The 25,137-nt window shown below is 53.1% G+C and carries 25 protein-coding genes and 1 tRNA gene; 4 read left to right on the top strand and 22 right to left on the bottom strand.

Going from position 1 to position 25,137, the window contains the following annotated elements; all coding sequences use genetic code 11:
• Positions 1–65: 65 nt before the first annotated feature.
• Genes ccmI through ccmA form a run of 9 tightly spaced genes read right to left on the bottom strand, consistent with a single transcriptional unit; the run spans position 66 to position 7,020 of the window.
• On the bottom strand, positions 66–1,277 hold the full coding sequence (ccmI, locus tag AABB92_RS01380; protein WP_031375911.1) for a c-type cytochrome biogenesis protein CcmI: 1,212 nt from the start codon (positions 1,275–1,277) through the stop codon (positions 66–68).
• A complete protein-coding gene (locus AABB92_RS01375; protein ID WP_031375910.1) occupies positions 1,277–1,732 on the bottom strand; it encodes a cytochrome c-type biogenesis protein in 456 nt (151 codons plus the stop codon). Before AABB92_RS01375 ends, ccmI begins: the two co-directional genes overlap by 1 nt.
• Complete coding sequence (locus AABB92_RS01370; protein ID WP_031375909.1) at positions 1,729–2,286, bottom strand: DsbE family thiol:disulfide interchange protein; 558 nt, start codon at positions 2,284–2,286, stop codon at positions 1,729–1,731. Before AABB92_RS01370 ends, AABB92_RS01375 begins: the two co-directional genes overlap by 4 nt.
• Positions 2,283–4,241 carry a heme lyase CcmF/NrfE family subunit gene (locus tag AABB92_RS01365; RefSeq protein WP_031375908.1) on the bottom strand — a complete coding sequence of 653 codons (1,959 nt, stop codon included), beginning with the start codon at positions 4,239–4,241 and terminating at the stop codon, positions 2,283–2,285. Before AABB92_RS01365 ends, AABB92_RS01370 begins: the two co-directional genes overlap by 4 nt.
• Entirely contained in the window at positions 4,238–4,723 is a 486-nt protein-coding gene (gene ccmE, locus AABB92_RS01360) for a cytochrome c maturation protein CcmE (RefSeq protein ID WP_031375907.1), read from the bottom strand. Before ccmE ends, AABB92_RS01365 begins: the two co-directional genes overlap by 4 nt.
• Complete coding sequence (ccmD, locus tag AABB92_RS01355) at positions 4,720–4,953, bottom strand: heme exporter protein CcmD (protein ID WP_031375906.1); 234 nt, start codon at positions 4,951–4,953, stop codon at positions 4,720–4,722. The genes ccmE and ccmD overlap by 4 nt, the downstream gene beginning before the upstream one ends.
• Positions 4,950–5,690 carry a heme ABC transporter permease gene (locus AABB92_RS01350; RefSeq protein ID WP_046288510.1) on the bottom strand — a complete coding sequence of 247 codons (741 nt, stop codon included), beginning with the start codon at positions 5,688–5,690 and terminating at the stop codon, positions 4,950–4,952. The genes ccmD and AABB92_RS01350 overlap by 4 nt, the downstream gene beginning before the upstream one ends.
• A gap of 53 nt (positions 5,691–5,743) precedes the next feature.
• Entirely contained in the window at positions 5,744–6,403 is a 660-nt protein-coding gene (ccmB, locus tag AABB92_RS01345) for a heme exporter protein CcmB (protein WP_031375905.1), read from the bottom strand.
• Positions 6,403–7,020 carry a cytochrome c biogenesis heme-transporting ATPase CcmA gene (gene ccmA, locus AABB92_RS01340; protein ID WP_031375904.1) on the bottom strand — a complete coding sequence of 206 codons (618 nt, stop codon included), beginning with the start codon at positions 7,018–7,020 and terminating at the stop codon, positions 6,403–6,405. The genes ccmB and ccmA overlap by 1 nt, the downstream gene beginning before the upstream one ends.
• Positions 7,021–7,262: 242 nt before the next feature.
• Here ccmA and AABB92_RS01335 point away from each other — a divergent pair, with 242 nt between their 5' ends.
• Positions 7,263–8,192 (top strand): formate/nitrite transporter family protein, encoded by a 930-nt coding sequence (locus tag AABB92_RS01335; protein WP_031375903.1) that lies wholly within the window; start codon positions 7,263–7,265, stop codon positions 8,190–8,192.
• A 75-nt stretch (positions 8,193–8,267) separates the two neighbouring features.
• A tRNA-Arg gene (locus AABB92_RS01330) sits at positions 8,268–8,342 on the top strand.
• A 217-nt stretch (positions 8,343–8,559) separates the two neighbouring features.
• Here the strand turns inward: AABB92_RS01330 and AABB92_RS01325 are convergent.
• The 11 genes from AABB92_RS01325 to tssB all read right to left on the bottom strand — a co-directional run bounded on the left by AABB92_RS01325 (position 8,560) and on the right by tssB (position 21,661).
• Entirely contained in the window at positions 8,560–9,966 is a 1,407-nt protein-coding gene (locus tag AABB92_RS01325) for a VasL domain-containing protein (RefSeq protein WP_031375902.1), read from the bottom strand.
• Positions 9,963–10,706 carry a hypothetical protein gene (locus AABB92_RS01320; RefSeq protein ID WP_238585822.1) on the bottom strand — a complete coding sequence of 248 codons (744 nt, stop codon included), beginning with the start codon at positions 10,704–10,706 and terminating at the stop codon, positions 9,963–9,965. Before AABB92_RS01320 ends, AABB92_RS01325 begins: the two co-directional genes overlap by 4 nt.
• A 703-nt stretch (positions 10,707–11,409) precedes the next feature.
• Positions 11,410–11,697 (bottom strand): XAC2610-related protein, encoded by a 288-nt coding sequence (locus AABB92_RS23400; RefSeq protein WP_031375900.1) that lies wholly within the window; start codon positions 11,695–11,697, stop codon positions 11,410–11,412.
• 235 nt (positions 11,698–11,932) lie between these two features.
• Positions 11,933–12,208, bottom strand: a complete 276-nt coding sequence (locus AABB92_RS01315; RefSeq protein ID WP_342550251.1) for a hypothetical protein — start codon at positions 12,206–12,208, stop codon at positions 11,933–11,935.
• A gap of 247 nt (positions 12,209–12,455) precedes the next feature.
• Positions 12,456–13,160 (bottom strand): hypothetical protein, encoded by a 705-nt coding sequence (locus AABB92_RS01310; RefSeq protein ID WP_031375898.1) that lies wholly within the window; start codon positions 13,158–13,160, stop codon positions 12,456–12,458.
• 3 nt (positions 13,161–13,163) lie between these two features.
• On the bottom strand, positions 13,164–15,464 hold the full coding sequence (locus tag AABB92_RS01305; RefSeq protein ID WP_031375897.1) for a peptidoglycan DD-metalloendopeptidase family protein: 2,301 nt from the start codon (positions 15,462–15,464) through the stop codon (positions 13,164–13,166).
• A gap of 14 nt (positions 15,465–15,478) precedes the next feature.
• Entirely contained in the window at positions 15,479–17,542 is a 2,064-nt protein-coding gene (locus AABB92_RS01300; RefSeq protein ID WP_238585821.1) for a DUF2345 domain-containing protein, read from the bottom strand.
• The gene (gene tssL, locus AABB92_RS01295; protein ID WP_031375895.1) at positions 17,539–18,228 is read right to left on the bottom strand and encodes a type VI secretion system protein TssL, short form; all 690 of its coding nucleotides are present in this window, start codon (positions 18,226–18,228) and stop codon (positions 17,539–17,541) included. The genes AABB92_RS01300 and tssL overlap by 4 nt, the downstream gene beginning before the upstream one ends.
• Complete coding sequence (tssK, locus tag AABB92_RS01290) at positions 18,225–19,565, bottom strand: type VI secretion system baseplate subunit TssK (RefSeq protein WP_031375894.1); 1,341 nt, start codon at positions 19,563–19,565, stop codon at positions 18,225–18,227. Before tssK ends, tssL begins: the two co-directional genes overlap by 4 nt.
• 17 nt (positions 19,566–19,582) lie before the next feature.
• Positions 19,583–21,130: a type VI secretion system contractile sheath large subunit gene (tssC, locus tag AABB92_RS01285; RefSeq protein ID WP_031375893.1), complete on the bottom strand. Its 1,548-nt coding sequence runs from the start codon at positions 21,128–21,130 to the stop codon at positions 19,583–19,585.
• Positions 21,131–21,163: 33 nt separating this feature from the next.
• Complete coding sequence (gene tssB, locus AABB92_RS01280; RefSeq protein ID WP_031375892.1) at positions 21,164–21,661, bottom strand: type VI secretion system contractile sheath small subunit; 498 nt, start codon at positions 21,659–21,661, stop codon at positions 21,164–21,166.
• Positions 21,662–22,473: 812 nt separating this feature from the next.
• Between tssB and AABB92_RS01275 the strand changes: the two genes are divergently transcribed.
• Positions 22,474–22,683: a hypothetical protein gene (locus tag AABB92_RS01275; RefSeq protein ID WP_031375891.1), complete on the top strand. Its 210-nt coding sequence runs from the start codon at positions 22,474–22,476 to the stop codon at positions 22,681–22,683.
• A gap of 142 nt (positions 22,684–22,825) precedes the next feature.
• On the opposite strand, the gene AABB92_RS01270 is transcribed toward AABB92_RS01275, so the two are convergent.
• Positions 22,826–23,707: a helix-turn-helix domain-containing protein gene (locus AABB92_RS01270; RefSeq protein WP_031375890.1), complete on the bottom strand. Its 882-nt coding sequence runs from the start codon at positions 23,705–23,707 to the stop codon at positions 22,826–22,828.
• A gap of 178 nt (positions 23,708–23,885) precedes the next feature.
• On the opposite strand from AABB92_RS01270, the gene AABB92_RS01265 reads away from it, so the two are divergent.
• The gene (locus AABB92_RS01265; protein WP_031375889.1) at positions 23,886–24,785 is read left to right on the top strand and encodes a DMT family transporter; all 900 of its coding nucleotides are present in this window, start codon (positions 23,886–23,888) and stop codon (positions 24,783–24,785) included.
• Between the two features lie 36 nt (positions 24,786–24,821).
• Here the strand turns inward: AABB92_RS01265 and AABB92_RS01260 are convergent, their stop codons facing one another.
• Positions 24,822–25,058: a hypothetical protein gene (locus AABB92_RS01260; protein ID WP_031375888.1), complete on the bottom strand. Its 237-nt coding sequence runs from the start codon at positions 25,056–25,058 to the stop codon at positions 24,822–24,824.
• Between the last annotated feature and the right edge of the window lie 79 nt (positions 25,059–25,137).

Here is a 25,137-nt window from a genome sequence, read left to right as displayed (position 1 = left end):
GCATAGCTAACTTTACGTCAGCCTGGGTGAGACAGGATCTGCCTGAGCGTCGTCGGATCCCGCGCTCAGGGCTGCTGTTGATTTATTTCTACTGCCATCTGCTGATGGCCGTCCCAGGGCATAACCGCACTCAGACCAAACCAGTCACCCGAACGCGCGTTGGCACTGCCGTCGCGGGAAATGCGCGCCCGTACCTGAAGCTGATGCTGCGCCGACAACAGGCGATCCGGCATCATCGCATTGCTGTCATCCAGCGTCAGCGATAACGGAAAGTGGCTGAGCGGCAGGCGTTTTACCGCCACCGGCACCGGCGAAACACCGTCAGTGACAGAAATATACAACACTCCGCCTTGCGGTAATATTTTTTCTGCCTGCGGCGTCAGGCTGATACTGAGTGCCAGCTGGCTGCTCTGTTGCCCGGCCGCGGTTTTGGCCTGCTCAATGCTACGGGCGATCATCACACGCCGCTCATCGTTAGCCGGTAACAGCGTCAGCAGCGTTTGCCAGGCATCAATCGCCTGATCATATTGCTGTTGCTCAAAAGCATTAAACGCCAGCAGGCCCAGAGTACGCAGGTTGTGCCGATCGGCCTTAAGCAATTCGTGCAGCAGCAGCGCCGCCTGGCGGTTATCCTGCGGATCGCTGGAGCGAGTCAGCACTTCGGCGTAATCCTGCTTCAGGCCGGGATCGTTAGGTGCAAGCTGCAAAGCCCGTTCAAACGCCTGGCTGGCGATGCTGGCGTTATTCAGCACCATGCCGAGCCGTCCCAGCATGGTCCAGTCGTTAAGGTTGTCCGGTTCCGACTGCAGTGCACTGCGCAGCCCGAGCTGCAACCGCGCCAGCTCCTCCATCGTCAGCGGCTTCGCCGCCGGGTCCATCAGCCGTGCCCGTAAGGCAGGATAGTCCTGCTGCACCTGCATCCAGCCGGTCAGCTGCGCCAGGCCGCCGACTTTCAGATAGGTCCCCAGCGACACCAGCAGCAGCACAATCAGGCCGGGCAGTAATATCCAGCGGCTACTGCTGTGCGCCTGTGCGGTCTGGGTGGGCGGAATATCGGCCAGCAGCGTCTGTTGCAGCTCCCGCTCCATGACCGGCCGCTCCGCCACCACGCCCTGCTCTTCATCTTCCGCCAGTTCGCTCAGACGCTGATGATAGAAGCGCTGATTGAGGCGATCGCGATCGCCAGCGCTGGCTTGCCGCTGCCGCCAGCCTGCGGCAAGGAACAATACACAGGCTGCCAGCAACAACAGTAAAAGGGTGATCCAAAATGCACTCATTACGGCTTCCTGTCTGACTTCAGTAGCGCATCAAGACGCTGTTGTTCATCTTCATCCAGCTCGCTGCGGGTTTTACGCTGGCGACTGCGCAGCACGATAACGCATCCGCCCAGCAGCACGAACAGCGCCGGTCCGACCCATAAAATCAGGGTAGACGGCGTAACCGGCGGCTGATAAGTGACGAAGTTGCCGTAACGCGCCACCATGTAATCGATAATTTGCTGACGGTCCTGGCCCTGCTTCATTAGCTGATAGACCTTGAGTCGCATATCCGCCGCAATCATCGCGTTCGAGTCGGCGATGCTGTTGTTCTGGCATTTCGGGCAGCGCAGCGAGGCGGTCAGATCGCGGTATTGTTCTTCCTGCGCCACTGAATCGAACTGCAGGGTATCGATAGACGCCCACAGGCTAAAGCTGAACAGCAGCCCACAGACCAGCAGTAACAGACGCCTCATGCTCCCGCCTCCTTACTGTATTTGATCCACAACGGCTTCACTTCCTGCTGCCAGACGCGCTCATTCAGATCGCCTGCATGGCGATAGCGGATGATGCCTTTGCCATCGATCAGGAAGGTTTCTGGTGCGCCGTAGACGCCGAGATCCAGCCCGAGCATCCCGTTGCCGTCATACAGGCTGAGCGCATACGGGTTACCCAGCGTATTCAGCCAGCTGACCGCTTTGTTGCGATCGTCTTTGTAGTTCAGCCCGACCACCCGAATGCCCTGCTCCGCCAGGCTATTAAGGTAGTGATGTTCGGCCCGACAGGTCGGGCACCAGGTGGCCCAGACGTTAAGCAGTATCGGTTTGCCGTCGGTCAGCACCTGCTGATCGTAAACTTTACCCGGCTGATCGAGCGCTTCCAGCCTGAACAGCGGCACCGGCTTGCCAATCAGCGCCGATTCCAGTCGGGTCGGATCGTCACCGTCGGCATTGCGCGCCAGCTGCCACAGCAGCGCCGCCGCCAGCAGCAGAAACAGCACCAGCGGGATAAACAGGATTTTCTTATTCATGCCAGCTCCTGAGGGACCGTTTTTTTGCGGGCGCGATAGCGAGGATCACACAGGCAGAACAGGCCACCCAGCGCCATCAACAGGCCGCCGAACCAGATCCAGCGCACAAAGGGTTTGTAATAGATCCGCACTGCCCAGCCACCATCATCCAGCTCTTCGCCTAACGCCGCGTAGAGATCGCGGCTGAAACCGCCGTCAATCGCCGCTTCGGTCATCATGGTGCGTGCGGCAGTATAAAAACGCTTTTCAGCCTGCAGCGTCGCTTCCGGTTTGCCGTTGCGCGTCACGTCGATCACACCTGAACCGCCGCTATAGTTAGGGCCCTGCAGGTTCTGCACGCCACGAAAAACAAAGTGGTAATGATGAATGTCCACGCTGTCGCCGGCCTTCATCCGCACATCGCGCTCTACGCTGTACTGGGTGCTGAAGGCAATGCCAATCACCGTTACGCCCACGCCAAGATGGCCCAGTACCATGCCCCAGTGACTGCGCGAGAGATGACGCAGCCCGGCAAAGAAGGTATGGCGATGGGTGGCGCGCTCATGCAGTTCCAGCAGCGTCAGCACAATGATCCACAGCGACATCATCAGCCCGACCACGGTCATGGCGGCAATACGATCCTGTAACCACCACGGGATCACTATCGAACCGGCCAGCGTCACGATCAGCGCCAGCGCCAGTCGTTTCGCCAGTTTCTGTGGCTCGTCACGACGCCAGCGCACCAGCGGTCCAATCCCCAGCAGCAGGGCAAACGGCGCCATCAGCCAGCTGAACATGGTGTTAAAGAACGGCTCACCCACCGAGATGCTGCCCAGTCCGAGCTGCTTATGCACCAGCGGCAACAGCGTGCCGAGCAGCACCACCAGCATGGCGGCAATCAGCAAGACATTGTTACCGAGCAGGAAAGATTCCCGTGACCAGGTTTCATTCTGCACCCGGCTACGCACTTTTCCGCCCTTGATAGCGTACAGCAGCAGCGAACTGCCAATCACAATCACCAGGAAGGCGAGGATAAACATGCCGCGCGCCGGATCGGAGGCAAATGAGTGCACCGAAACCAGCACCCCGGAACGTACCAAAAAAGTCCCGAGCAGGCTGAGCGAAAAGGCCGTAATCGCCAGCAGCACCGTCCAGGCTTTAAAGGTGCCACGCTTTTCAGTGACCGCCAGCGAGTGCATTAACGCGGTGCCCGCCAGCCAAGGCATGAACGAGGCATTTTCTACCGGATCCCAGAACCACCAGCCACCCCAGCCCAGTTCGTAATAGGCCCAGGCCGAACCGAGCACGATGCCGATGGTAAGAAACACCCAGGCCGCGGTGGTCCATGGGCGTGACCAGCGAGCCCAGGCGGTGTCGAGCCGTCCGGCCATCAATGAGGCAATAGCAAAGGCAAACGCCACCGAGAATCCGACATAGCCCATATAGAGCAGCGGCGGATGGAAGATCAGACCGATATCCTGCAGCATTGGGTTCAGATCGTGTCCATCAATCGGGAAATCGGGCAAGGTGCGGCTGAAGGGATTTGAGGTCAGCAGGATAAACAGCAGGAAACCGAGGTTAATCATTCCCATCACCGCCAGCACGCGTGCCAGCGCATCCTGCGGCATGCCGCGACTGAAGATCGCGACCGCCACGGTCCAGGTACTCAGCAGCAGCACCCACAACAGCAGTGAACCTTCATGGGCGCCCCAGGTGGCGGCGATGCGGTAATAGATCGGCAGCAGGCTGTTGGAGTTGGTGGCAACATAGCTGACGGTAAAATCATTGGCAATGAAGGCCCAGACCAGCAGCAAAAATGCGGCTGCAATCAGCACGAACAGGCCGGCAGCCAGCGGACGCGCCATCGCCATCAGGCGGGCATCCTGGCGCACCGCACCCCACAGCGGATAGGTGCTGAGCAGCAGTGCAATGCCCAGCGCCAGGCAGAGCAGAAAGGTTCCGATTTCCGGCATCATGATGACTGTTTTCCCGGCTGATACAGCGACTGCGGGCCGTTGTGATTTTTCTTCATCGCGTCTTCAATCTCCGGCGGCGTATATTTTTCATCGTGCTTCGCCAGCACTTCTTTGGCGATAATCCGGTTGCCAGTCTCCAGCACTCCTTGCGCGACCACGCCCTGCCCTTCTCTGAACAGGTCCGGCAAAATCCCTTCAAAACTGACGCTCACCACGCCGCTGGCATCATAAAGTTTGAACGACACCGCCAGCGTGTTGGGATCGCGTTTGACGCTGCCCGGCATCACCATGCCGCCGACACGCAGCCGTTGTCCCGGTTCCGGAACTTCATGCGCCTCGCCTTTGCCATACAGGATTTCACTTGGGGTATAAAACAGATCGATGTTCGAGCGCAGCGCATACATCACCAGCGCCGTGGCCAGGCTGAGGCCGATCAGAATCGCCAGCACGGCATACAGACGATTACGTCGACGGATATTCACAGGCTTTCTCCTGCCGCTTCAGCGGCGGCTTTTTTACTCTTCGCTGTCCGGATGCGACGTTCGCGCGCCTCGCGCTGGCGGATCTCTGCCAGTAAACGGCGTCGTGTCAGCAGGGTATGCAACACCAGACCGATCAGCGGAATTAAGGTGCAGGCGACGGCCAGCCAGACATAGAAGGCGTAACCGCCCATGGCGAAGAAGGCGTGCCATGACGAAAATGCCGGCGTCATGCTTTCTCTCCCTTGTTTGCCACGCCGATCGCCCACGGACGATGGCGTTCGGTTAATAAAATCAGATTACGTAACCGCATCAGGGTCAGGGTGAGAAACAGCAGCAGGTAACCGAGAATCGACCAGCGCAGCGGGGTACGCATCACCGGCGCGATGGCCTGCTGCAGTATGCCGGACGAGCCCTGATGCAGGGTATTCCACCACTGTACCGAGAAGTGAATGATCGGCAGATTCACCACGCCAACCAGAATCAGGATACCGGCGGCACGACCGGCAGTACGGCGGTCATCAAAGGCGTGATAGAGCGCAATCACCCCCATATAGATGAACAGCAGCACCAGCTCCGAGGTGAGGCGCGCATCCCAGATCCACCAGGTGCCCCACATCGGTTTGCCCCACGCCGAGCCGGTAACCAGCGCAATAAAGGTGAACACCGCGCCGACCGGTGCCATCGCGGCAGAGGCCAGATCGGCCATCTTCAGCTGCCACACCAGTCCGCAAAAAGCGGCAATCGCCATCGAGGCGTAGATGCCCATCGACCACATCGCGGCCGGAACGTGGATATAGATAATGCGGAAACTGTCGCCCTGCTGATAATCAGCCGGTGCGTAACCAAATCCCCAGATCCACCCTAACAGCAACGACGCCAGGCCCGTCACGGCGAACCAGGGTATCAGCCGACCAGACCACTGATAGAGCCGCTCGGGTTTCCCCAGTTGATGTAACGCTTTCCACATATCAGCCACTCACATTTCGGTAAATTATGGGTCGCCGCGCCGGTCAGACGCGGTCATTGCAGGGTAATCCGCAGCGCCGCCGCAGTAGCAAACGGTGACAGGGTGGCGCTGACCAGCAGCATCGCCCCGAGGATCGCCAGATAGCCGCCAATCGGTAAGCCCTGCCCGGCGGCCTCAATCGCCGCGCTGGCGAAAATCAGCACCGGAATCGACAGCGGCAGCACCAGCAGGCTCAGCAGTACGCCGCCTCGCCGTAAACCGACGGTTAACCCGACGCCGATCGCCCCGAGAAAACTCAGGGTCGGCGTGCCGATCAACAGCGTTAACGCCATTGCCCACCAGCCATTAAAATCGAGCGATAACAGCAGTGCCGCCAGCGGCGACAGCACAATCAGCGGCAAGCCGGTTACCAGCCAGTGCGCAATCACTTTCCCCAGCACCGTGACCGGCAGTGGCGTCGGCAGCAACAGCAGTTGCTCAAGTGAGCCATCGATAAAATCATCGCGAAACAGCCGCTCCAGCGCCAGCAGCGATGCCAGCAGCGCGGCGACCCAGGCGACACCGGGCGCAATGCGCGCCAGCTGTTGCGGATCGGGTCCGATACCCAGCGGAAACAGGGTGATGACGATCAGAAAAAACCACAGCGGATTAACCACATCGGCCCCGCCACGAAAGGCAATACGCAATTCACGCTGGATGAGGCGCAACAGCATCAGATTAACTCCGTCGCGCTCAGGCGAATTTTACGCACCCGCGCCGTCTGGCCGGGCAAGTCCTGATGGGTCGTCAGGATCACCGCCCCGCCGTTATCGGCATGCTGAGCAAATTTCATCATTAATTTTTCGATGCCCGTTTTGTCGATGGCAGTCAGCGGTTCATCCAGAATCCACAAGGTGGCGCGACTCAGCCACAAACGCGCCAGCGCCACCCGCCGCTGCTGGCCTGCCGACAGCTGCGCCACCGGCACTTCTTCGTAACCCAGCAGATCGACGCTTTCCAGCGCAGCAAAAATCTGCGCGTCGTCGCAGTCAGGATGGTAAAAGCGCAAATTTTCCAGTGGGGAGAGCACGGCTTTCACGCCGGGATGATGCCCCAGATAGAGCATCGATGCGTGCCAGCGTTCGCGCTGCTGCTGGTTCGGCCGATCGTGCCAGCGAATCTCGCCCTGTTCTGCCCGGCTTAATCCCGCCAGCAAGCGCAACAGCGAGGTCTTACCGGCGCCGTTCGGTCCCTCAATCTGCACAATGTCACCTGCTTTGACGCTGAACGACAGCCGATGGAACAGCGTCCGTTCATCGCGAACACAAGAGAGCGTAATGATTTCCAACATGAAGGGGGAATCGCACCAGCTAAAAAGAGGCCAGGATAATACCATAATGTTGCTGTGGGCCGAAGTCTGCACCGCCGTTGAGACCGACCGTCAGGAGGCGATATGTGCGGTCCGCCACGCTGTTTGCTTAAAAATGCAGCCGCGAAAAAGCTTGTTACGCTTATTCATATCGACCGTTACATTATCGGCAAATAAAAAGCAGCTACGCTTATTACGCCACAGCACTATCACCAGGAGAAAATATGAAGCCTTCATCAGGTAACCAACAGGGTCACAATGACGTTGAAAGCGATGAAAAGGACGAGGGAACGGAAATAGAAGTCGATGAGGAGGCGTTACCTTCACGTGCGGCGGCGATACATGAAGAGATCCGTCAGGATGGGGAAAAAGAGCTGGAGCGCGACGGCATGGCCCTGCTCTGGTCAGCCATTGCGGCTGGATTATCGATGGGCGCCTCGCTGATGGCGAAAGGGATTTTCCAGGTTCATCTCGACGGAGTACCCGGCGCATTTTTACTGGAAAATCTCGGTTACACCTTTGGTTTTGTGATTGTCATTATGGCGCGCCAGCAGCTGTTTACCGAGAACACCGTGACGGCGGTATTACCGGTGATGCATAAACCGACCTGGGGTAATGTCGGTCTGCTGCTGCGTTTGTGGGGCTTTGTGCTGCTGGGCAACCTGATTGGCACCGCGCTGGGCGCGCTGGCGTTTAATGAGATGCCGATTTTTGATGATGCGACCCGTCAGGCGTTTACCAACATCAGCATGAAGGTGATGGAAAACACCCCTGGCGAGATGTTTGCCAATGCGGTGATCTCCGGCTGGATTATCGCCACTATGGTGTGGATGTTCCCTTCAGCCGGCGGTGCCAAACTGGTGGTGATTGTGATGATGACCTGGCTGGTAGCGCTGGGCGATCTGGCGCATATCGTGGTTGGTTCGGTGGAAGTGCTCTATCTGGTGTTTAATGGCAGCATTCCCTGGCACGAATTTTTCTGGCCATTCGCCCTGCCTACGCTGTTAGGTAACATTACCGGCGGCACCCTGATTTTTGCCCTGATCAGCCATGCGCAGATCCGCAATGACATGAGCGAAGCGGCGGTCGCCAAAGCCAAGGCCGATCAAAAAAAGCAGGAGAAGCGCCGTCAGCGTGAAGAGCAAAACGGTTAAGTTGCTGTCGGAATGAGCAAACGCACGGCGTCGTAGTGAATTTCTGCGCCTATCTGCGCTATACTGCGCGCCGTCGTCCTCTTAGTTAAATGGATATAACGAGCCCCTCCTAAGGGCTAGTTGCAGGTTCGATTCCTGCAGGGGACACCATATACACCCTTCACGCCGCCTCTTCTGTTCGTCAAAAACCGATTTCATCAGGCATTCCGCCCAACTACCGTTCGACATCGTTCGCTAAATCCCGCGATTAGTCCGGATAACGGCGGGAAAAATCACTTTTACTGCCCACCTGCGAGAAGTTCGCCGTGCAAGCCAAAACGCGTGGTTATCAGAGAAATGGATTGCGTCACTGATGGTTTTTACGGCCTTATTTTGATGCATTCCGTTTTAATTCAGCATAACCGGCAGTCAGTTGTTTCAGGTGCATCTCCAGTTGAGAGCTGGCAGCGGCAGGTAAAGGTTCACCGGCAGCATTTTCTGACAGTGCCCGCAGCTGCTCTTCAGCCGGCAGAGACTGGTTGAACGACTGCATGGCTGAAAATACCACTGATTTCAGCTCACTGACCGTCATGTATTTTCCCTTCTGTTGATCCAGTCCGTTCAGGCGGTCGCTCAGATTCTGTAGCGTCGTCATTCCCTGATGCCAGCCATTCAGGTTTTCTGCCGGTATGCTGGCAGCGTTTAACTGCCGCAGCCACTGCTGTGCCAGAGGTTTTGCCTGTTCCGGCCACAACGCCTCAGCCTGTTCAACCAACTGACGGCTGTAGTGAATACGCCAGTCCGGTGGCAACCGATCCAGGCGCTCAATCTGCTGCTGCGTGGCTGCGATAAAGGCTTGCGGTGAAAGCGCTTGCTGATGCAGCATCTGCCGTTGTTCTGGCCTAAGTGTTGCGGGTAACGGCATCAGGGATGACGCAAGCTGCGTCTGTAGCGGGTCAGGTTGGTGCAAGAGATGCCAGCCCCACACCGCCGCCGCACCTGCCACCAGCATGGTAAACATCCCGGCGGCAAAGGATTTGCACTTTTTTTCTGGCACCGGGATCGCCGCCAGCACGTCCACATTCGGCTGATGTGCCGGCTGGGCTACATACACCCATTTTACCCGGTTATCCGGTTCGGTTTTCTCCGCAAGCGGAATGGTGGGCTGTGCATCAACGGATGTTCCTGAGCGATTGATCTCCGTTGCCGGTAGTACCACACCGGGCTGAAGTGCGTCAGCGTCGCTGGACGCACCTTTGCTGGATGCACCTTTGCTGTTTTCCAGCCGGACAGTGCTGTTGTGCATCAGGGTACGCAGGGTATCAAGCTGGCTGAGATGTTTAAGCGCCTGCCGCTGCAGCACCTCTCCCATACGATTAAGCTGCTGCTCCGCCAGATAAAGCGAGCGGAGATCGCTGTAGCTGAGAGGAAGCGTGCGCATCCGTTGCTGCAGGCGCTGGCTCAGACTGCTGAGGATTTCCATCCGGGCATGGACCGGCTGCGGCCAGAGTGCGCCCCATTGGTGGGTGATGAGCGCCTCGAGTATTGCCAGGCCTTCATTCAGGCCCGCCAATCCAGCCAGTTGAGTCCGGGTCAGCGTATACCAGGCTGCCGTCTGCAGCTCTACACCATTTTGCTCAAACAGTGAAAGACAGAGTTTTTCGGCATATCGCCAGTTCACGTCCGGACGCGCCGGATGTGACAGTTTGCTCAGTTCATCGCGCAGAGCAGCATAATCCGGCAGCATGCGCGGATCGCTGCCGGATTTAATTTTACGGGAGATAATGTCATTCATGACGACTTGTCCAACTGACGTAACATTGCATCATCTTTAATGCGGTGATCCATCCAGTGGTTGATTACCCCCGGCCCATTGCTGTCGGTGTACTCAAGCGCGCAGGTTATGCCACTCTCCTGCCAGGCTTCCTGCCAGATATTTCTGACAGCAGGGAATGACAGAGATGACGAGATATCGAGGATGACAACAAGCGAAGCGTTCTCAGGAAACTGGTGAACTGGAAGATCAGCAATGAGTTCTGAGAACAAACGTGAGATGACCAATCCAGGAGTATCTTCTGGTTCTGCCGTAATACGGCTCAGCCTCCTGCTTTCTTCGCCTTTCCAGTCCGACTGCGAAATGATAATGCTGTGGTTATTGAGCATTTCAACTGCAACAGAAGCTTGTTCATCATCCTGATGGGCCGTTATAAATGTCGTATTCAGAATCTGAAGCGCACGACGTGCCCTACGAGTCTCACTTAATATCCATTGCTCCCGACGCCGGTCAAAACCATTCGCTTTACTGTCCTGTAATGACCACGCCCATATGCGAATAGTGAAACTCACAATCCACACAACTAATGGTGTGCCAATAGCCAATATCCAGAAGTGACTGTTATCGATGTATCGTCCGAATATCCGCATAAGGATCACGCTGATAATCAGCATTGCCACCAGGACAGCAATCCAGCTCGATACTTTTGGTTGATCTGGACGTGGATAACAATCAGGAAGATGTTTAAGGGAATACAACATTAATTATCTCGATATGAAAATACCACAAACGAATTTTTGATTATGAGTAATGCTCATCGCAATAAAAATTGGTCAATAATGAGTTGCCCAAGCGTCTACTCAGTAGAAACCTTGGACAAAACACTTTTAGGGAAGTGGCTCAGGCATTCAGGGCTTACAGTTACATTAAAATGGCTAACGTGACCTATATCACTAATATACATAGAACTTACATCAGGCGATCCATCTTTAGCAATATCACGATAAAACATCCCTCCAACCCCACGATTAGATTTGCTTAAATATATAACTTCGTCAGTTGGGTTGCCATTTTCCATACTATATATGGTCAAGGAATCTAATTTTAAAAGAGTGCCATTTAAAATATATGCATGCCCATCGATAGCTAACCTGTCGTCACCCTAGGAATAATTTTCTTCACTGGCACTTGTTAGAAGAAGGTAAGAATTATCTACACTCGTTTTAGCACTCACTCTTTGATAAACATCAGAAATAGCATCAGTGGGAATCATAGCACACATTGATACAGATTCTTTGTCTGCGTTATCATCAGCAAGGCAATAAATTGCCGGCAAAAACAATCAATAGACCACACAAAATCAAATTTTATATCGACCTACTAAATGTGAAAGAATAATTGATTATCCATTTCATTATTCACCCCTCCCAATTAACAGTAATCACCGACCCTCAGCCATCTATATCAATATTTAATTCCCTCAAGCGTTTTGAGTCGAATATGGCATGACTTGTGGGTATTACCGTCATAAATAACATTAATCAAAGTATTCCTCTCAACCCTGATATTGACAAATTCATCTCCGCATGATGGCTTTATCTCTTTGAATTGTTTATCACCAGGGGAAAAGATAAATAACCTATATATTTTATAAGTGTCCATTCCCTCATCCATGTGCCAAATACTAAAATCCCTATAACCATCATGGTTGTAATCTTCAAATGATATGTGGTTTTTTCTCAGATGAAACATCAATTCTTTCTATATTAACCTGTTTATCTGCATCTAAAAAGGATACTAACAACGAATCATTATCATTCAGCAAAACCGCTGCAGAAAGCTTTTTTCAATTATTAACATCTAAAATGCAATTATCACATCCAATTGCAATCTTTGTAAAAATGCACAGGAAGAAAAAAATATATTTCATGATAGTATCATTAGGAATTTTGAGTGATTCTACAGCAGGGCTTACACGGGCTGTGGCTTAAGGATATCTATTAAATTCCCACGAGCTATTTTTCTTGCACGTTTCAAAGTTATTATCATCCGTAGGATCAAATTCTGACCCAACTGGCTTCAAATTTCCATTTGCAAGATTAAAAAACACCCCCTGATTGGTTCCGATATAAGCGAAATCCTTTCCTTTTATAAAATCAACGCCAAAAACACCTTCACTCACACTCTTTTCAATCTTTTTATATCTGTGTTCCAAACCTACAAGAATCACATTTGTATCTTGGGGACTGCCCTCATTAATCATTTTCGGCTTACCCCAGAGAATTATTTTATCACCACTACATTTAACACTATAGCCATTGATAACAGTATCAAACTTAAAAATCTTTGTATGATTGTTAATGTCAACGGTTATCGAGTCAGTACCATTTAATGTAACTCCTAATGCATATACATTAAATGAAATATAAAAAAATGATAATTATTGAAATAATCAGATTCATTTGCTAGCCCATCAAATAGCAGTAGCTACAATATAATCGATAATACCCCTAATTGACTTTTTGTTTGTTACTGCCATTCAACATTTTTTCATTTACTTTATTATCCAAGCCTATTTCCATACTTTCAAAAGTCTTTAATACGTAAGGGATTTGACTACTATCTGAGGAAAGGTTACCTGAACCACAAAGTGCACTATAAGTAGAATCTTGAACTAAGCAAAAACTAACCAACTCTTTTGCATTCTTATAGATTTTTTTATCATCCTTTGTAATGTTTTCATCAAATACAACATATCCCTCAGCATTCTTTGCTTTGATATTGTATAATTTCAGCGACTTGTAAGGTCCGTCTTGATCTGAAGAAATAATTTCGGATTTTTTATTGTTTGCTTTAACCCATAAAGATTTGCTTCTCGAATAAACAATTTTTTCATTCATACTTCTGTCATACCCGTTATTGTACACTGTATCGGACGATAAACAGACCCAAGTATTGACAGGAAATCTGTTAGCGGGGTTATTTTCTTCGGTGCTTGCTTTATTGTTAGGTGATGTTCTATACTCTTTAAATTTTATAATATTGCAACCGCTAGACTCTACAGTATTGTAAGAAACAGATGAATTCTCATTAATTTCCCTTGCTATGAAATTATCACCATTAAAATCAGCAGGCATATTTATTTCAGGATTGATATCTGCAAAAGTGAACTTGCAAATTGAAAATATGAACAAAGCAAAATATTTTGTTTTCATCTCTTATCTCCTTAACACAATGCCTTCAGGTTTATCTAAAGTAAACGCATTGTTTTCATCTGGGAAGTTAATTTCTGTTAACACAGCCAAGGCACAAGTATATGCGCAGCAACGCTCTATAAATCCATTTATACCTTGATAATTTCGTCTGCTGATAGCTCCTGGCAAATTCACAGTTGCACTCGCCCGCCAGAATGCTGGGCTACGATAATAGATCTTAATACCATGCCCTGCAGTCACTGCCTGCCTCTGTAGTTCATGAGCTTCATCGGCATATTTTGCCATGCCGGTTAATGACCAATAAAACCCTGCGCTATCGGATGGGTCGAATTGTCCAACATCGACATTTTCACGCCAAGACACCACTTCTTGCTCAAGGCTAGGATGTTGTCCGTCATATAGAATCCTGTTATCTAATCTTTTTTCCCGTTCCCTGAGAGCACGGTCACCTTGGACCCTTCTGTAGTCCCTGACCAATTCGTCTCGAACATCTTTATTAAATGACCTTCCCCGATATGTAAAATATTTATAGAAATTATCAGGGTTAGTTAACTGCAGGAACCCCCTACCATACCACGGGAAATACCAAATATTATAATGGTATCTATGCCCATGATCGTCTGTAGCAGAATATCGATAATCTTCTCTAGTTACATTCAGCCATTTAGTTTCCTGTACTGAATTCCCTAAAAAACTCACCAATCTGAAAGGTGTGTTAATGCAATACTTTCTAAACATCTTATTCAGCATTGGATAATGTTTTGAGAAGACAGATGTATCACTTTCATGAAACGTGACTGGTTCCCAACTATAACGAGAACCCGAAGGTCTTATTATATTACGTGGTACAACTTGTTTAAATTCTTCTCGACTGAGCCAATTACATTTACGAAAGTGGGAAATAAATACTTTAGGTTCTATATGCCACAATTTTCCGCTACCGAGAGAGCCGGAATCAAAACACAGCGCTTCTGCGTGTTGCTTAAATTTGCCATAGTCTTCCTCGCTCATTAGCGTACGTTCATTTGATTCCTGTGACCCGGGAACCTGCCATATGGCCGTTTTTTCCGGCGTACACTGCTCCCAGGGCAGACCGGTCATCAACCATTTATATCTGGCATCTATTGTGCTTTTTTCCCACTCGAATGGTAAACAGCAGATAAGCCTGTTGCTTTGAGTTTCGTAACTGCCTTCTTCCTGCAACTTTCTTATGATCGCCGAATTACACTGACTGTGTGTATCGTTGTCATCATCAACCAGTAGCCATCCTGTCCAGTGCGGGAAATCAGCGTCACTGAACTTTTTAATCTTCGCATCCGCAAGATTGACCACGCCCTGCCCTCCGGGATAGCTGACGGTCATCCATAATGGCGCATCCGCTGGCACCAGAGTTTCATGCTCAGTATTGATAACCCGCCCAAAACGAAGCAACTCAAACCCGGCGCTGGGGCTTTGCTTATAGTTCCGCATCGCGGTTTTATAGAGATTATATTCGTAGTCTTCACCGTCAGCGTTAACCAGTGGTTCGCCCAGCAAATCATACTTCCCGTCAGTCTGTGTGTTCTTCTGTCGGGTCACCATCGTGCAGCTGCCTTGGGCCAGAGTCATACTGACATACAGAGGCGTATTGCTGGTATAGAGTTCAGAAAGTCCGGTGATAGAAGTGCTGTTATCTGCAGGGGCCTTGTCATAAAACTTTGTCTGCGGTGGCAGATAAAAGTGAATATCACCATAAACCGCATCGGTGCGACCATTCTTCGAAATATCCAGCTCTCCTGATTTCCTGCCCGTCAGTTTGCTGATGTTGTCGTCATCGCAGAAAATCTGGAAATGGAAGGCATTGACCGCATCGACCATCCCGGAGGTGCCAAGCGGATCTTTCCGGTACACCTTCTCACCGACTTTCACTGTTGATTCAAGCGACTTCAGGTGCATGTAAAGCGAATAAAAGACCACTTTCGCACCCTCACCACTGCCGATCTCCGTTTCGTGCTTCAGCAGCACGTAGCCATCGTCACTGCCTTTGACATCTGGTTGATCCGCATTGAGGTTCAGCGGTGCCTTATCCCGTTTATCGATGCCTGAACTTTTACGCACGGAAACCACGATCCCATCCGCAACAGCTCTTACACTCTCAAAAGGCCTGCCGCCATCAGTATGGGCTATGTGGATCCCGCCATGCCATGAGCCATGGCCATTAACCGGGTAGTCGCGGCGGTCAACTACGGTCATCACTCTTTCAATCCACGCCGCATCGGTTTCATGGGCATTTTTCGCTTTCAGAAGCGGTGGGCTGATAATCATAAACTGACTCCCTGTCAGGAAAAGCTGAATTTGCGGGAAGGTTCGGTGGTTTCCAGGGCAATGCTCGGGAATTGTTCGGGGTTATTAGCCTTCTCTTTGCGCCCGTAGAACCCGGCTTTTGTCCGGTACTCACCCAGCGTGGCAGATTCGATGCCGTTGGCATCCAGGTTGATATAACTTCCGCCACCATTAATCACCACACGCTTATTTGCCGTAATGTGGATCTCATCCTCAGTGCTGGTAATACTGAGTTCCCCACGCGCCACCAGTTCCATCAGGTTATTCTGCGCCTGTATTTTTACCGGCCCCTGGTTCGCGATGAGCCTGATCCCCAGCTTGCGGACAAACACGCTCAGGGCATTGCCCACCCCGATGAACAGATTTTTCACCACGCTGACATCTGCATTTTTACCAGCTGTGGCTATCAGGTTCTGCCCAGCAGATACCTGCAGATGTTGTCCGCTGGTCAGCGCCATACCCTCCGGTGCGCTGAGCAGCAGCACTGATTTTTTGAGGTCCGTCAGCTGCTGTTCCAGCAGTTTGATTTGCGCCTGGAGATCGGCCGGGTTCGCGGTCGCCTTCTGCGCGTCATCGGAAATGGACGTCATCTGCTCCCGGGCATCACCCAGATTGCTGATGGCCGGTGCCATCTCCAGCACCTGACCCTGTGCTTTCGTCTGGCCATCAGCGCTGATGAACAACCCTTTCTGCGCCCGGATGGCTCCCCAGCTGTCGGTTCTGAGTTCAAAACCCTCGCCGCGCTTCTGCTTTTCGCTGTCGACCAGGTGACCCAAATTCAGCTGGCTCTTGCCACCGTACTCCGTACTGACCTTGATGTGCTCTTTCCCGCGCTCGTCGTCGAGGCGGATTTTGTTGTTGGCCGGGGTGCGCAGCACGTTGCGTTTGTAGTTGCGGATGGTGACGGGGTCACCGTGCGCCGAGTCGTGCAGCACGCCGGCGATGTACGGCCGGTCCGGGTTGCCGTCCTCAAAGCCAATCGCCACTTCGGTGCCCGCCAGCAGCGGCAGGTGCAGGCCGTAAGTGTCGCCGGCATACGGGCGGGACTGGCGCACCCACAGGCTCTCAAAGCCCGTTTCCCGGTCTTCGCGGTCAAACATCATGTGAACGCGGTAGCGCCCGTCTTTATCGATATGGCCGTAGGTGTCGTTTTCGGTGGTACTGGTGACGCGTGCCGGCAATGTGCCGGCCATCACGGGACGTGTGCCAGGCTCAGGACGGAAACTAAAATCAGTGCTGTCCGGGATGCCGTCAAAGCTGACGCTGAAGTCCTCATCACGTCGCGCATGGCTGTGCATCGCCGTGACGACCACGCCCTGCGCGAACACCTCTGCCACTTCGTAGCCGCCGGTGACTTTGAGTACCTGACCCGGCGAGAGAGTCGGACAGCCGGTGATGGCACGGGTCTGCGTCTGGCCATTCAGGTAGCGCTCATGACGAATGCGGGCATAAAACGCCCCGGACTCCGGGGCCGGATTGCGGTCATGGTGATTTCCCGGTGTCAGATAGTTATCAGCATAGTGATAGGCATCACCACAGGTGGTGACATCCCCGCGGGTTGCATCCACCCGCGCGTTCATGTCCTCCGTGGCCTGGCGGTAGTTGTAGTCCCGGGTCAGCAGGCAACGGGAAAGTCGCTCGCTGTCAGCGTGCTTCTGCGGGCAAACACTGACCATCACCGACAACTGAGGTCCCCAGTCAGGACGCAGCCGCAGGACCTGACGAGCTGCCTGCTCCAGATTCTGAGGGTCCTCCACGCGAATCCAGCACCCCTGCGTGACCGTGAGCACCAGTGACTGATGAGGCCAGACCTGCGGCAGATCGCCACAGACCAGCACCACCGGCTGACGGTAAGTGGCTTCAGGTAGATCATCCAGAGGCAGGGTGTCATCGTGCTCAGCACGACGACTTTTGACAGTCCAGAACGCCAGGATAAGCCCCAATAGCGCCACCAGAATGAGCACAGAAACCAGTCGGGATACCGGCACAAAACCCAGGCAGACCACTGTACTCAGCAGGGCGGCCCACATCGCAAGCCCGCGCTGCTGTGCAGGGCTCATTTCACGGCCCCCGGCAACAGGGTCAGTAGCGTCTGATCCAGCCAGTGATCCAGTGCCCACCAGAGCGCGGCGATCACCACCACGCTCAAGCCAATACGAATGGGCCATGACGCCAGCCAGCCTCCCATCCCTCGTCCGGCACGGCTTTCCGCCAGTACCGGATGCGCTTGCGGATAGCTGTATGGCGTGACATGTTCACTGAGTATGTTGATGAGTTTCTGGCGTTCCGGGTCGTTCAGCGAGCGGAAACTACCGAGGAATCCCACCATCATGACTCGCTGGAAGCAGGTCACAACAGCGTGGTCAGGAACCGGTTCACGTAGCACATCACGCATCCGATCGCACAGTGTGTCGCCAGCGTCCATAGTGCCGAGGAAATACCCCTGCAGCGGAATGTCATACCATTGCACACAGGCGTCATCCTCCACACCGCGACCTTTGACCACCTCATCGATCAGCGCACACTGTGCTGTGAGAATATGCTGACAACTGGCTTCATCGAGTTCACTCGCTTTAAGCTCACGCTGCACGCGCTCCACATCAGCAATACAGCGATCCCACAACATCCGGCCTTCACCGTCCTGAAACTCCGGGCCGTTACGCAGGCTGATCACCTGCAGTAAGGTGTCCTGAAGCAGCATATCGATATCAACAGATGCGGCAGTACTGCCTTGATATGCACTCATGTTCTCAGTACCGCAAAGAGTTCAAGTTCAGGCTCGCCAAGCATTCCAGGAACGTAAAACATGCAGGTGCCACCCTGGAGCATTTCGGTGGCCAGTGGATGAGAGGCATCAAGGCTGAAATACTGGTTTTCCAGACGCAGTGGAATGGCGGCCGGCACATGGCGCAGCGGCGTCAGAGGTATACCCACCCGCGATGAATTAACGATACTCCTGACATGATCGGGACTGCCGACCTTGCACTGACGCGGGAACTGCTCCTGCAACTGCGCCACGGGCAACGGCGATCGCACGGAGAGGTAATAATCAGCCCCTTCGCGCAGGCGTGGGTCATGCAGACGAGCCTGCCAGAAGTGAAGTCGGGCATCATGCTCGAGCTGAATCGCCACCACCCGCGATGGCAGGCTGGCTTCCAGCAGGTCGCCCAGTAGATCAAACAGCGGCGGGAAGACGTTATTCAGCTGCTCATGCTGCCATACAGGAATAGCACTCACCTGGTGTTCCAGCGAGAAGGTCAGCAGGCTGCCCGCAAGGCGTGCCAGTTCCGGGTACAGGCGCTCCGGTGGACTTTGCGGATGACGCTGAAACTGTCCCAGCACCGGCTCCGCACTGTTCAGGGCATTGAGCAGCCAGAACAGAGACACATCAGCCACGGCAAAATCGGCCATGCGCTCGTTACTTTCCCGGCGCATATCCATCAGCCGACTCAGACGAGCGCGCAGTTGCGTCATCAGCTGTTCCAGCTGTGTCACCAGCCAGCGGCTGCCCTGCAGAGTCAGCAGTGGCGGAAGCCAGGTTTCATCGGGTACCCAGTTCCCCTGTGAATCCTGCTGCAGATGAGCGACCGGACAGGTCAGGTAATCGCTGTTGTTCTGATGGGCGAAACGCAGAGTCAGCTCTGGCTGCATCACCGCAATCTGACGGGTGTCGTCTCCAAAGGCATTGCGGACATCCCGCCAGCGCTGGCGATAACGAACAGGACGCTCGGCCACCTCATCAGGTTTGAGGCAGTTACCGCCATTCGATCGCAGCAGCGGAAGAGCCAGAACCACCCGCTCCTCATGTGAAGCGCTTTCAAGCGACAGTACCGGTGGCAGCTCGTCGGCATTGTCAGTATCAATCAGCGTACCGTCCTGAAAACGGACATGCAGATGACGAGCCTGCAGACGGCCCAGTTTTAGTGCTTCCGGTTCGAAAGCGACATTTATCACTCCCCAGGGCTGTGATAAACCCAGTCGGGCGATACATTCCACAGACCAGGCCGCATAGGCAGCCTGTTGCTGGAAGTGCTGGGGAGAGACCATCTGGCCCCTGCCCCATAATGGTTGTTCCGTTTTCATTAGCTTCCTGCCTTAGCTTACGATTTGGCTTTCGGCATCTGGGAAACCAGCGACAGATTGACGTCCATGCCTTCCACCTGGAAATGTGGCACGGCAAACAGTTTCACGCGGAAGAAGCCGGGGTTGTCCTCGATATCTTCAACCACTACTTTTGCATCACGCAGCGGGTGTGACGCCTGCAACTCGTCGCCCGGATCGGTCATTTCAGTCACCAGACTGCGCACCCAGGTATTGAGCTCCAGCTCGAGTAAACGGCGATCCTTGGTGGTGCCGATGTTTTCGCGCTGAATGAGCTTCAGATAGTGCGCGATACGTGACAGCAGGAAGATATAGGGCAAACGGGCGTTGATGCGGCTGTTGGCCGTCGCATCTGCCGTGTCGTACAACGCCGGCTTTTGGGTGGAGTTGGCAGAGAAGAAGCAGGCGTAATCGCGGTTTTTGTAGTAGGACAGCGGGATGAAACCAAGGTTGGCGAACTCAAATTCACGGGTTTCCGGAATCATCACTTCAGAGGGGATCTTCACCTGATTACCGGTGCCGAGATCGTACAGATGGATAGGCAGATCCTGCACAGCGCCGCCGGCCTGCGGACCCCGGATTTGCACACACCAGCCGTTGTTGATGAAGCTTTTCACCATGTTGGCGGCAAAAGCAAACGAAGCATTGGTCCACAGGTATTTATCGTGATCCGGCCCCTTTACTTCCTCAATGTAATTGAAGCTGCGCACCGGCACGGTATCAGGTCCGTAAGGCAGGCGCCCCAGCACGCGTGGCATCACCAGCCCGATATAGCGGCTGTCGTCCGTTTCACGGAAAGATTTCCATTTGATGTATTCTGCCCGGTCAAAGTAGTTGCCAATATCTTTAATCGCCGCCACCTCTTCCATCGAGCTTTTCAGGAAGAACTGCGGGCCGGCAGAGCCGATAAACGGCATATGTGCCGCTGCGGACACCTTCGAGATGTTGCGCAGCAGGGCGATATCCTGCGCCGAGGCATCAAATTCAAAGGCAGAAATCAGCGCGGCAATCGGCTCGCCACCCGGGCTGTCGTACTCTGCGGTATAGGTATGCTGGTATAATCCGCTCTGAATAATCTCCGGCGCGTCTTCAAAATCCTGACGCATATCCTCTTTAGACAGGTCAAGTAACTCAATTTTGACGTTCTGACGGAAGTCAGTTTTGTCCACCAGTGACTTCAGCCCACGCCAGGTACTTTCTGTTTTCTGAAATTCCTCATGATGCATCACCGCATCCAGCTGGCGGCTGATCTGGTAATCAAGCTCGGCGATATGATGGTCAATCAGCGTCTTATCCAGCTTTTCAACTTTTGAACCCGATTTAGTCAGGCACTCAAGGAAAACCTGCATTCCGGCGGTCAGTCGCTCATCAGCGGTGGCATCAGACATCGCCTGGCTGTCCTGCCAGATATCCAGGGCGCTCAGTTCAGAGACCGGGTTCAGGTTGATTTTTTCAAACAAGGAGGCATACACGCCCCCGGCTTCCGGACGTTCCAGCACGATGCTTTCGCTACCCGCGGCATTCTCATTTTTTACAGACATCAGCATTTCCTTCATTAATCCGTTAAATCATCGGGACCGTTACGGCTGTTTCGGTGCCAGAGCAGATAACTCACCGCGCAATTCAGCGCTGAGCGCCGGGTCGAGCAGGATTTTTTCCAGCTCTTTACGGAAGGTCACGTTGTCCAGCAGGTTAGCTTTAAGGTCACGGAGCAGGTTGCGCATGGCGAGCATGGCCCGGAGTTGCGGGATTTGACGCGCAATCTGTTCTGGCTCGAAATCTTTCATCTCACTGAAGGAAAGGCTGACACTCTCTTCGCTGCCATCGCCGGCCAGGGTGTTTTCGACTGACAGATGAACGGCAGGCAAGAATCCTGTCATTACGCTGTCGAAGTTGTTTTTATTGACGCTGACGGTCTCACGTTCCGACACCGGACGTTGCTCTGCGCCATTGCTGTAATCGCCGATTACCATCAGCTTGAGCGGGAGTTCGATTTTTTTCTGTGCGCCGCCGGTATGCAGGCTGAGCTGGATGTTAACGCGGGCCTTAGGGATCTCGGACTGATAGGAGTTAGACATGGCTGTCCCTGTTCTATGGAGTAATAGAAGCGGTTAATGCCACTGAAAAATTAATAAGAAAGACTTACCTTTAAACAATCCCTTCCCCATTCACGCTACCCGAAAACACGAGTCTGTAATCGGGCAGATTCCATTCATCAGCGAGCATGACACCTGTTTTTAAGTCTTTCTCTGAAAATTTAAAATTTCAGATAAGTGCTCATTGACGAAGTTTAGAAACATTGGTTGTGTGATTGGAAATGAAAAGATGTAACTAAAGTTTACAAAATGCAAGTTTAACAACAATAGATCATCAAATTGATTTATAAGAATTTTCTCAAGACATACTCTACAAACCCCATGAGATAAGGGTGTGCGCTAATTGATCAATGTAACTCCCCGTTTAAAATCGTATAAAGCCTCATCACTTTCCTGTGGAATGTGATCCTCTGCTTTTTATGTAAATATGAGAGCCGGGTCGTAGGCCGGTAAACGAAATGTTCACCATTGTGTTGAAAGTGGATTTTTTGTTTTTACTTAAACATTGCTTAATATTATTTTTGTGCATAAAGAGAGGGAAATGTAACTGCTCGTCGTCTCTTATTGAGCAGAAGGCTGGCATCCGGCGCACGCTGAAGTGATGCTAAACTTTGGCGGCAGAGATGACCCGAATAAGAGACTGTCAGATTGAAAAAGCGGCTGACCGCAGTCATGCTGGATCAGGAGAGGATGCTCAGAGCGGTGAAGCGGTGTGCTGACAACAAATCCGCAGCGTAGAATGAGTAAAATCAGATGAGTTTTGACCCCGATTTATCAAAACGAGGACCAAAGGTGTGAAAAAGAAAATTACCCTGCCCCAGTTTGGTCAGCAGGCTGATGCAGAGGTGTTCGGCAATAAAATCACCGTACGCTATGAGGGCAATGAATCCTTTCCCAGAGGCCTCAAAATAAATGAACAGTATTATGTGGTGATTGATGGCGAGGAAAAAACCATGACGCTGGTGCGCAAGCCGATGGGCTCATGGCAGTTCACTCTTCAGTAACGACCTGTCGCTGAAAACCACCTCGCTTCGGCGAGGTTTTTGTTGTCTGGCCGCCACCAGACGTTGCACCACAACGGCCAGTCGCTAAGCGCGTTGTAACGTTATCGCAGTCTGCGGTTATTGCCGCAAAACGCGGCGTCTATCAATCCGGCTGATGAGGCTTTGCCTTGCGGTAAGCCGAGGGCGTAACGCCGTGTACCTGACGAAAACGGTGGCTGAAGTGGCTGGAAGAGTGAAAACCGCACTGCAACGCGATGTCAGTAAGGGTTAATGCTGGCTGCGTCAACAGCATCCGGGCACGCAGCATACGGCGTCGCATCACAAACTGATGAGGGGCCTCACCCGCTGAGTGACGAAACATACGGGCAAAGTGATACTCACTCAGTGCCGCTTCGCTCGCCAGATCGGCCAGCGTTAACGGCTGATCGAGATGCGCATCGATAAATTCAAGAACCCGACGCAATACGGCAGGCGCCAGCCCGCCCCGCACCTGAGGCAGTTGCCACTGTACTTCGCTATATTCCTGCAGCAGATGAGTCAGTAATAACGTTGTCGCACTGCTCAGCGTGAGCTGGCTTGCAGGCTGTTGCCAGTCGCAGCTCAGCAAAAAATGCCGATAGAGCTGGGTAATGCGCGGGTCGGCAGAGAAGATTTTCTCGTGCAGATTTAGCTTCGCCGGACTGCGATCCCATACCTGCTCAGCCAGCTGGCGCAGCTGGGGCTCGCTGCAGTAAAGGTGAACAAAGGCGAGATCGGCACGCAGATCCCAGGTCGATTCTATCCCCGCCGGCATCAGGCAGAAACGATCCGGTCCGCCGCCATTACGCCAGCCCTGCGCGGTTTTATGCCAGGTATCGTAGCCCCCTTCCACATACAGACTCAGCGTATGGTGATCGCTGAGCGTCGTGACGCGATCGCCGCTGTTAAACCAGGCCGCCAGTTGCAGACCATTTCGCAGCTCCACCCGATCGCGCAGCTGCGCTTTATGGCGTTGCAGGGTTTCAAACGTCTGGTAAGTACGCATCCGGGTATCAGCTTCAGGGGAACAGAGTGCCAGTTTACGGATCTGACGGGACAGAGAACAGACCACATCGGGACGCATCATAAAAATGCGCAAGATTTTGCAAATCTGCCGCAGCCTGATGCAAGCGCCGCCTGCGCTAAAGCTGCACACTGCGGGCTTTAGGGTAAGGAACGCGACGATGAATCTGTTTTTATATCTCTCGGTGGTGCTGATCTGGGGCACCACCTGGATTGCCATTTATGCGCAACAGTCGGTTGGCACCAGTGCGGTGACCGTTGCCGTGTTCTGGCGCTTTTTACTGGCTTCAGTGGTGATGTTACTGCTGCTTAAAGCGGTGAAGCGCCTGCATCGCCTGAGCCTGCACGATCATCTGTTCTGCCTGCTGCAGGGCGGCTGCGTGTTTGGCTTCAACTTTGTCTGCTTCTATTACGCGTCCGGGTATATCAGTAGCGGGCTTGAGTCGGTCATTTTTTCCATGGCCGTGATGTATAACGCCATCAATAGCTGGATTTTCTTCGGCCAGCGCCCTTCGCCGCGTCTGATTCCGGCGGTGTTGCTGGGTATGGCAGGCATCGTGGCGCTGTTCTGGCATGATCTGCGTGAAACCCAGGCATCTGGTGAATTGTTGTGGGGAATGGGATTGAGCGCGCTCGGCACGCTGGGCTTTTCGTTCGGCAATATGATCAGTCAGCGCCATCAACGGCGGCAATGCGATGTGCTGACCACCAACAGTTATGGCATGTTGTATGGTGCGCTGCTGATGGCGCTGGTGTCACTGCTGCAGGGCGTTTCACTCTACCCTACCTGGAACGGGCAATGGCTGGCGGCATTGAGCTATCTGGCGATAGTTGGGTCGGTGATCGGTTTTGGCGCCTACTTCACGTTGGTGGGTCGCATCGGTGCCAGCCGGGCCGCCTATACCACGGTGCTGTTTCCGCTGGTTGCGCTGGCTTTCTCTACCCGTTACGAGGGATATCAGTGGCATGCCAGCGCCATCCCTGGCCTTGTCATGATTTTGCTGGGCAACCTGGTGATGTTTGCCCGCTGGCCGGCAAGCCGTCGCCGGGCTATCGTCTGACGAGGAGGCGGGCTGTGGCCCACGTCCGGATGAGCGTCATGCCCATTGCTGCTGTTGAATGAGTTTTTGTGGTTGGTTGATTGCCTTACGTGCAATCCAGTAGAGCAGAACACGCTCATCGTCACTATCGCGATCGGCCATCGACAGCAGTTTGAGCGCCAGCGTCGATTTGGTCACAGGCTGTTGTTCAGCACTCAGTTCAATCACTGCCTGACCGATAATGCAGCAAACTTCATCCTCACTGGTGATGGATTCATATGTCCGGTCTTTCATATTTCCTCCTGATAAGTGAACCCTTAGCCTGGCAAAAAATCTGGAAAGCTGCAGGCATAATCGCCTGAGTGAAACATTA

The sequence above is a fragment of the Pantoea brenneri genome, from assembly GCF_038594305.1.
Taxonomy (GTDB): Bacteria; Pseudomonadota; Gammaproteobacteria; order Enterobacterales; family Enterobacteriaceae; genus Pantoea; species Pantoea brenneri.
This window is presented reverse-complemented; position numbering and strand designations above follow the sequence as displayed.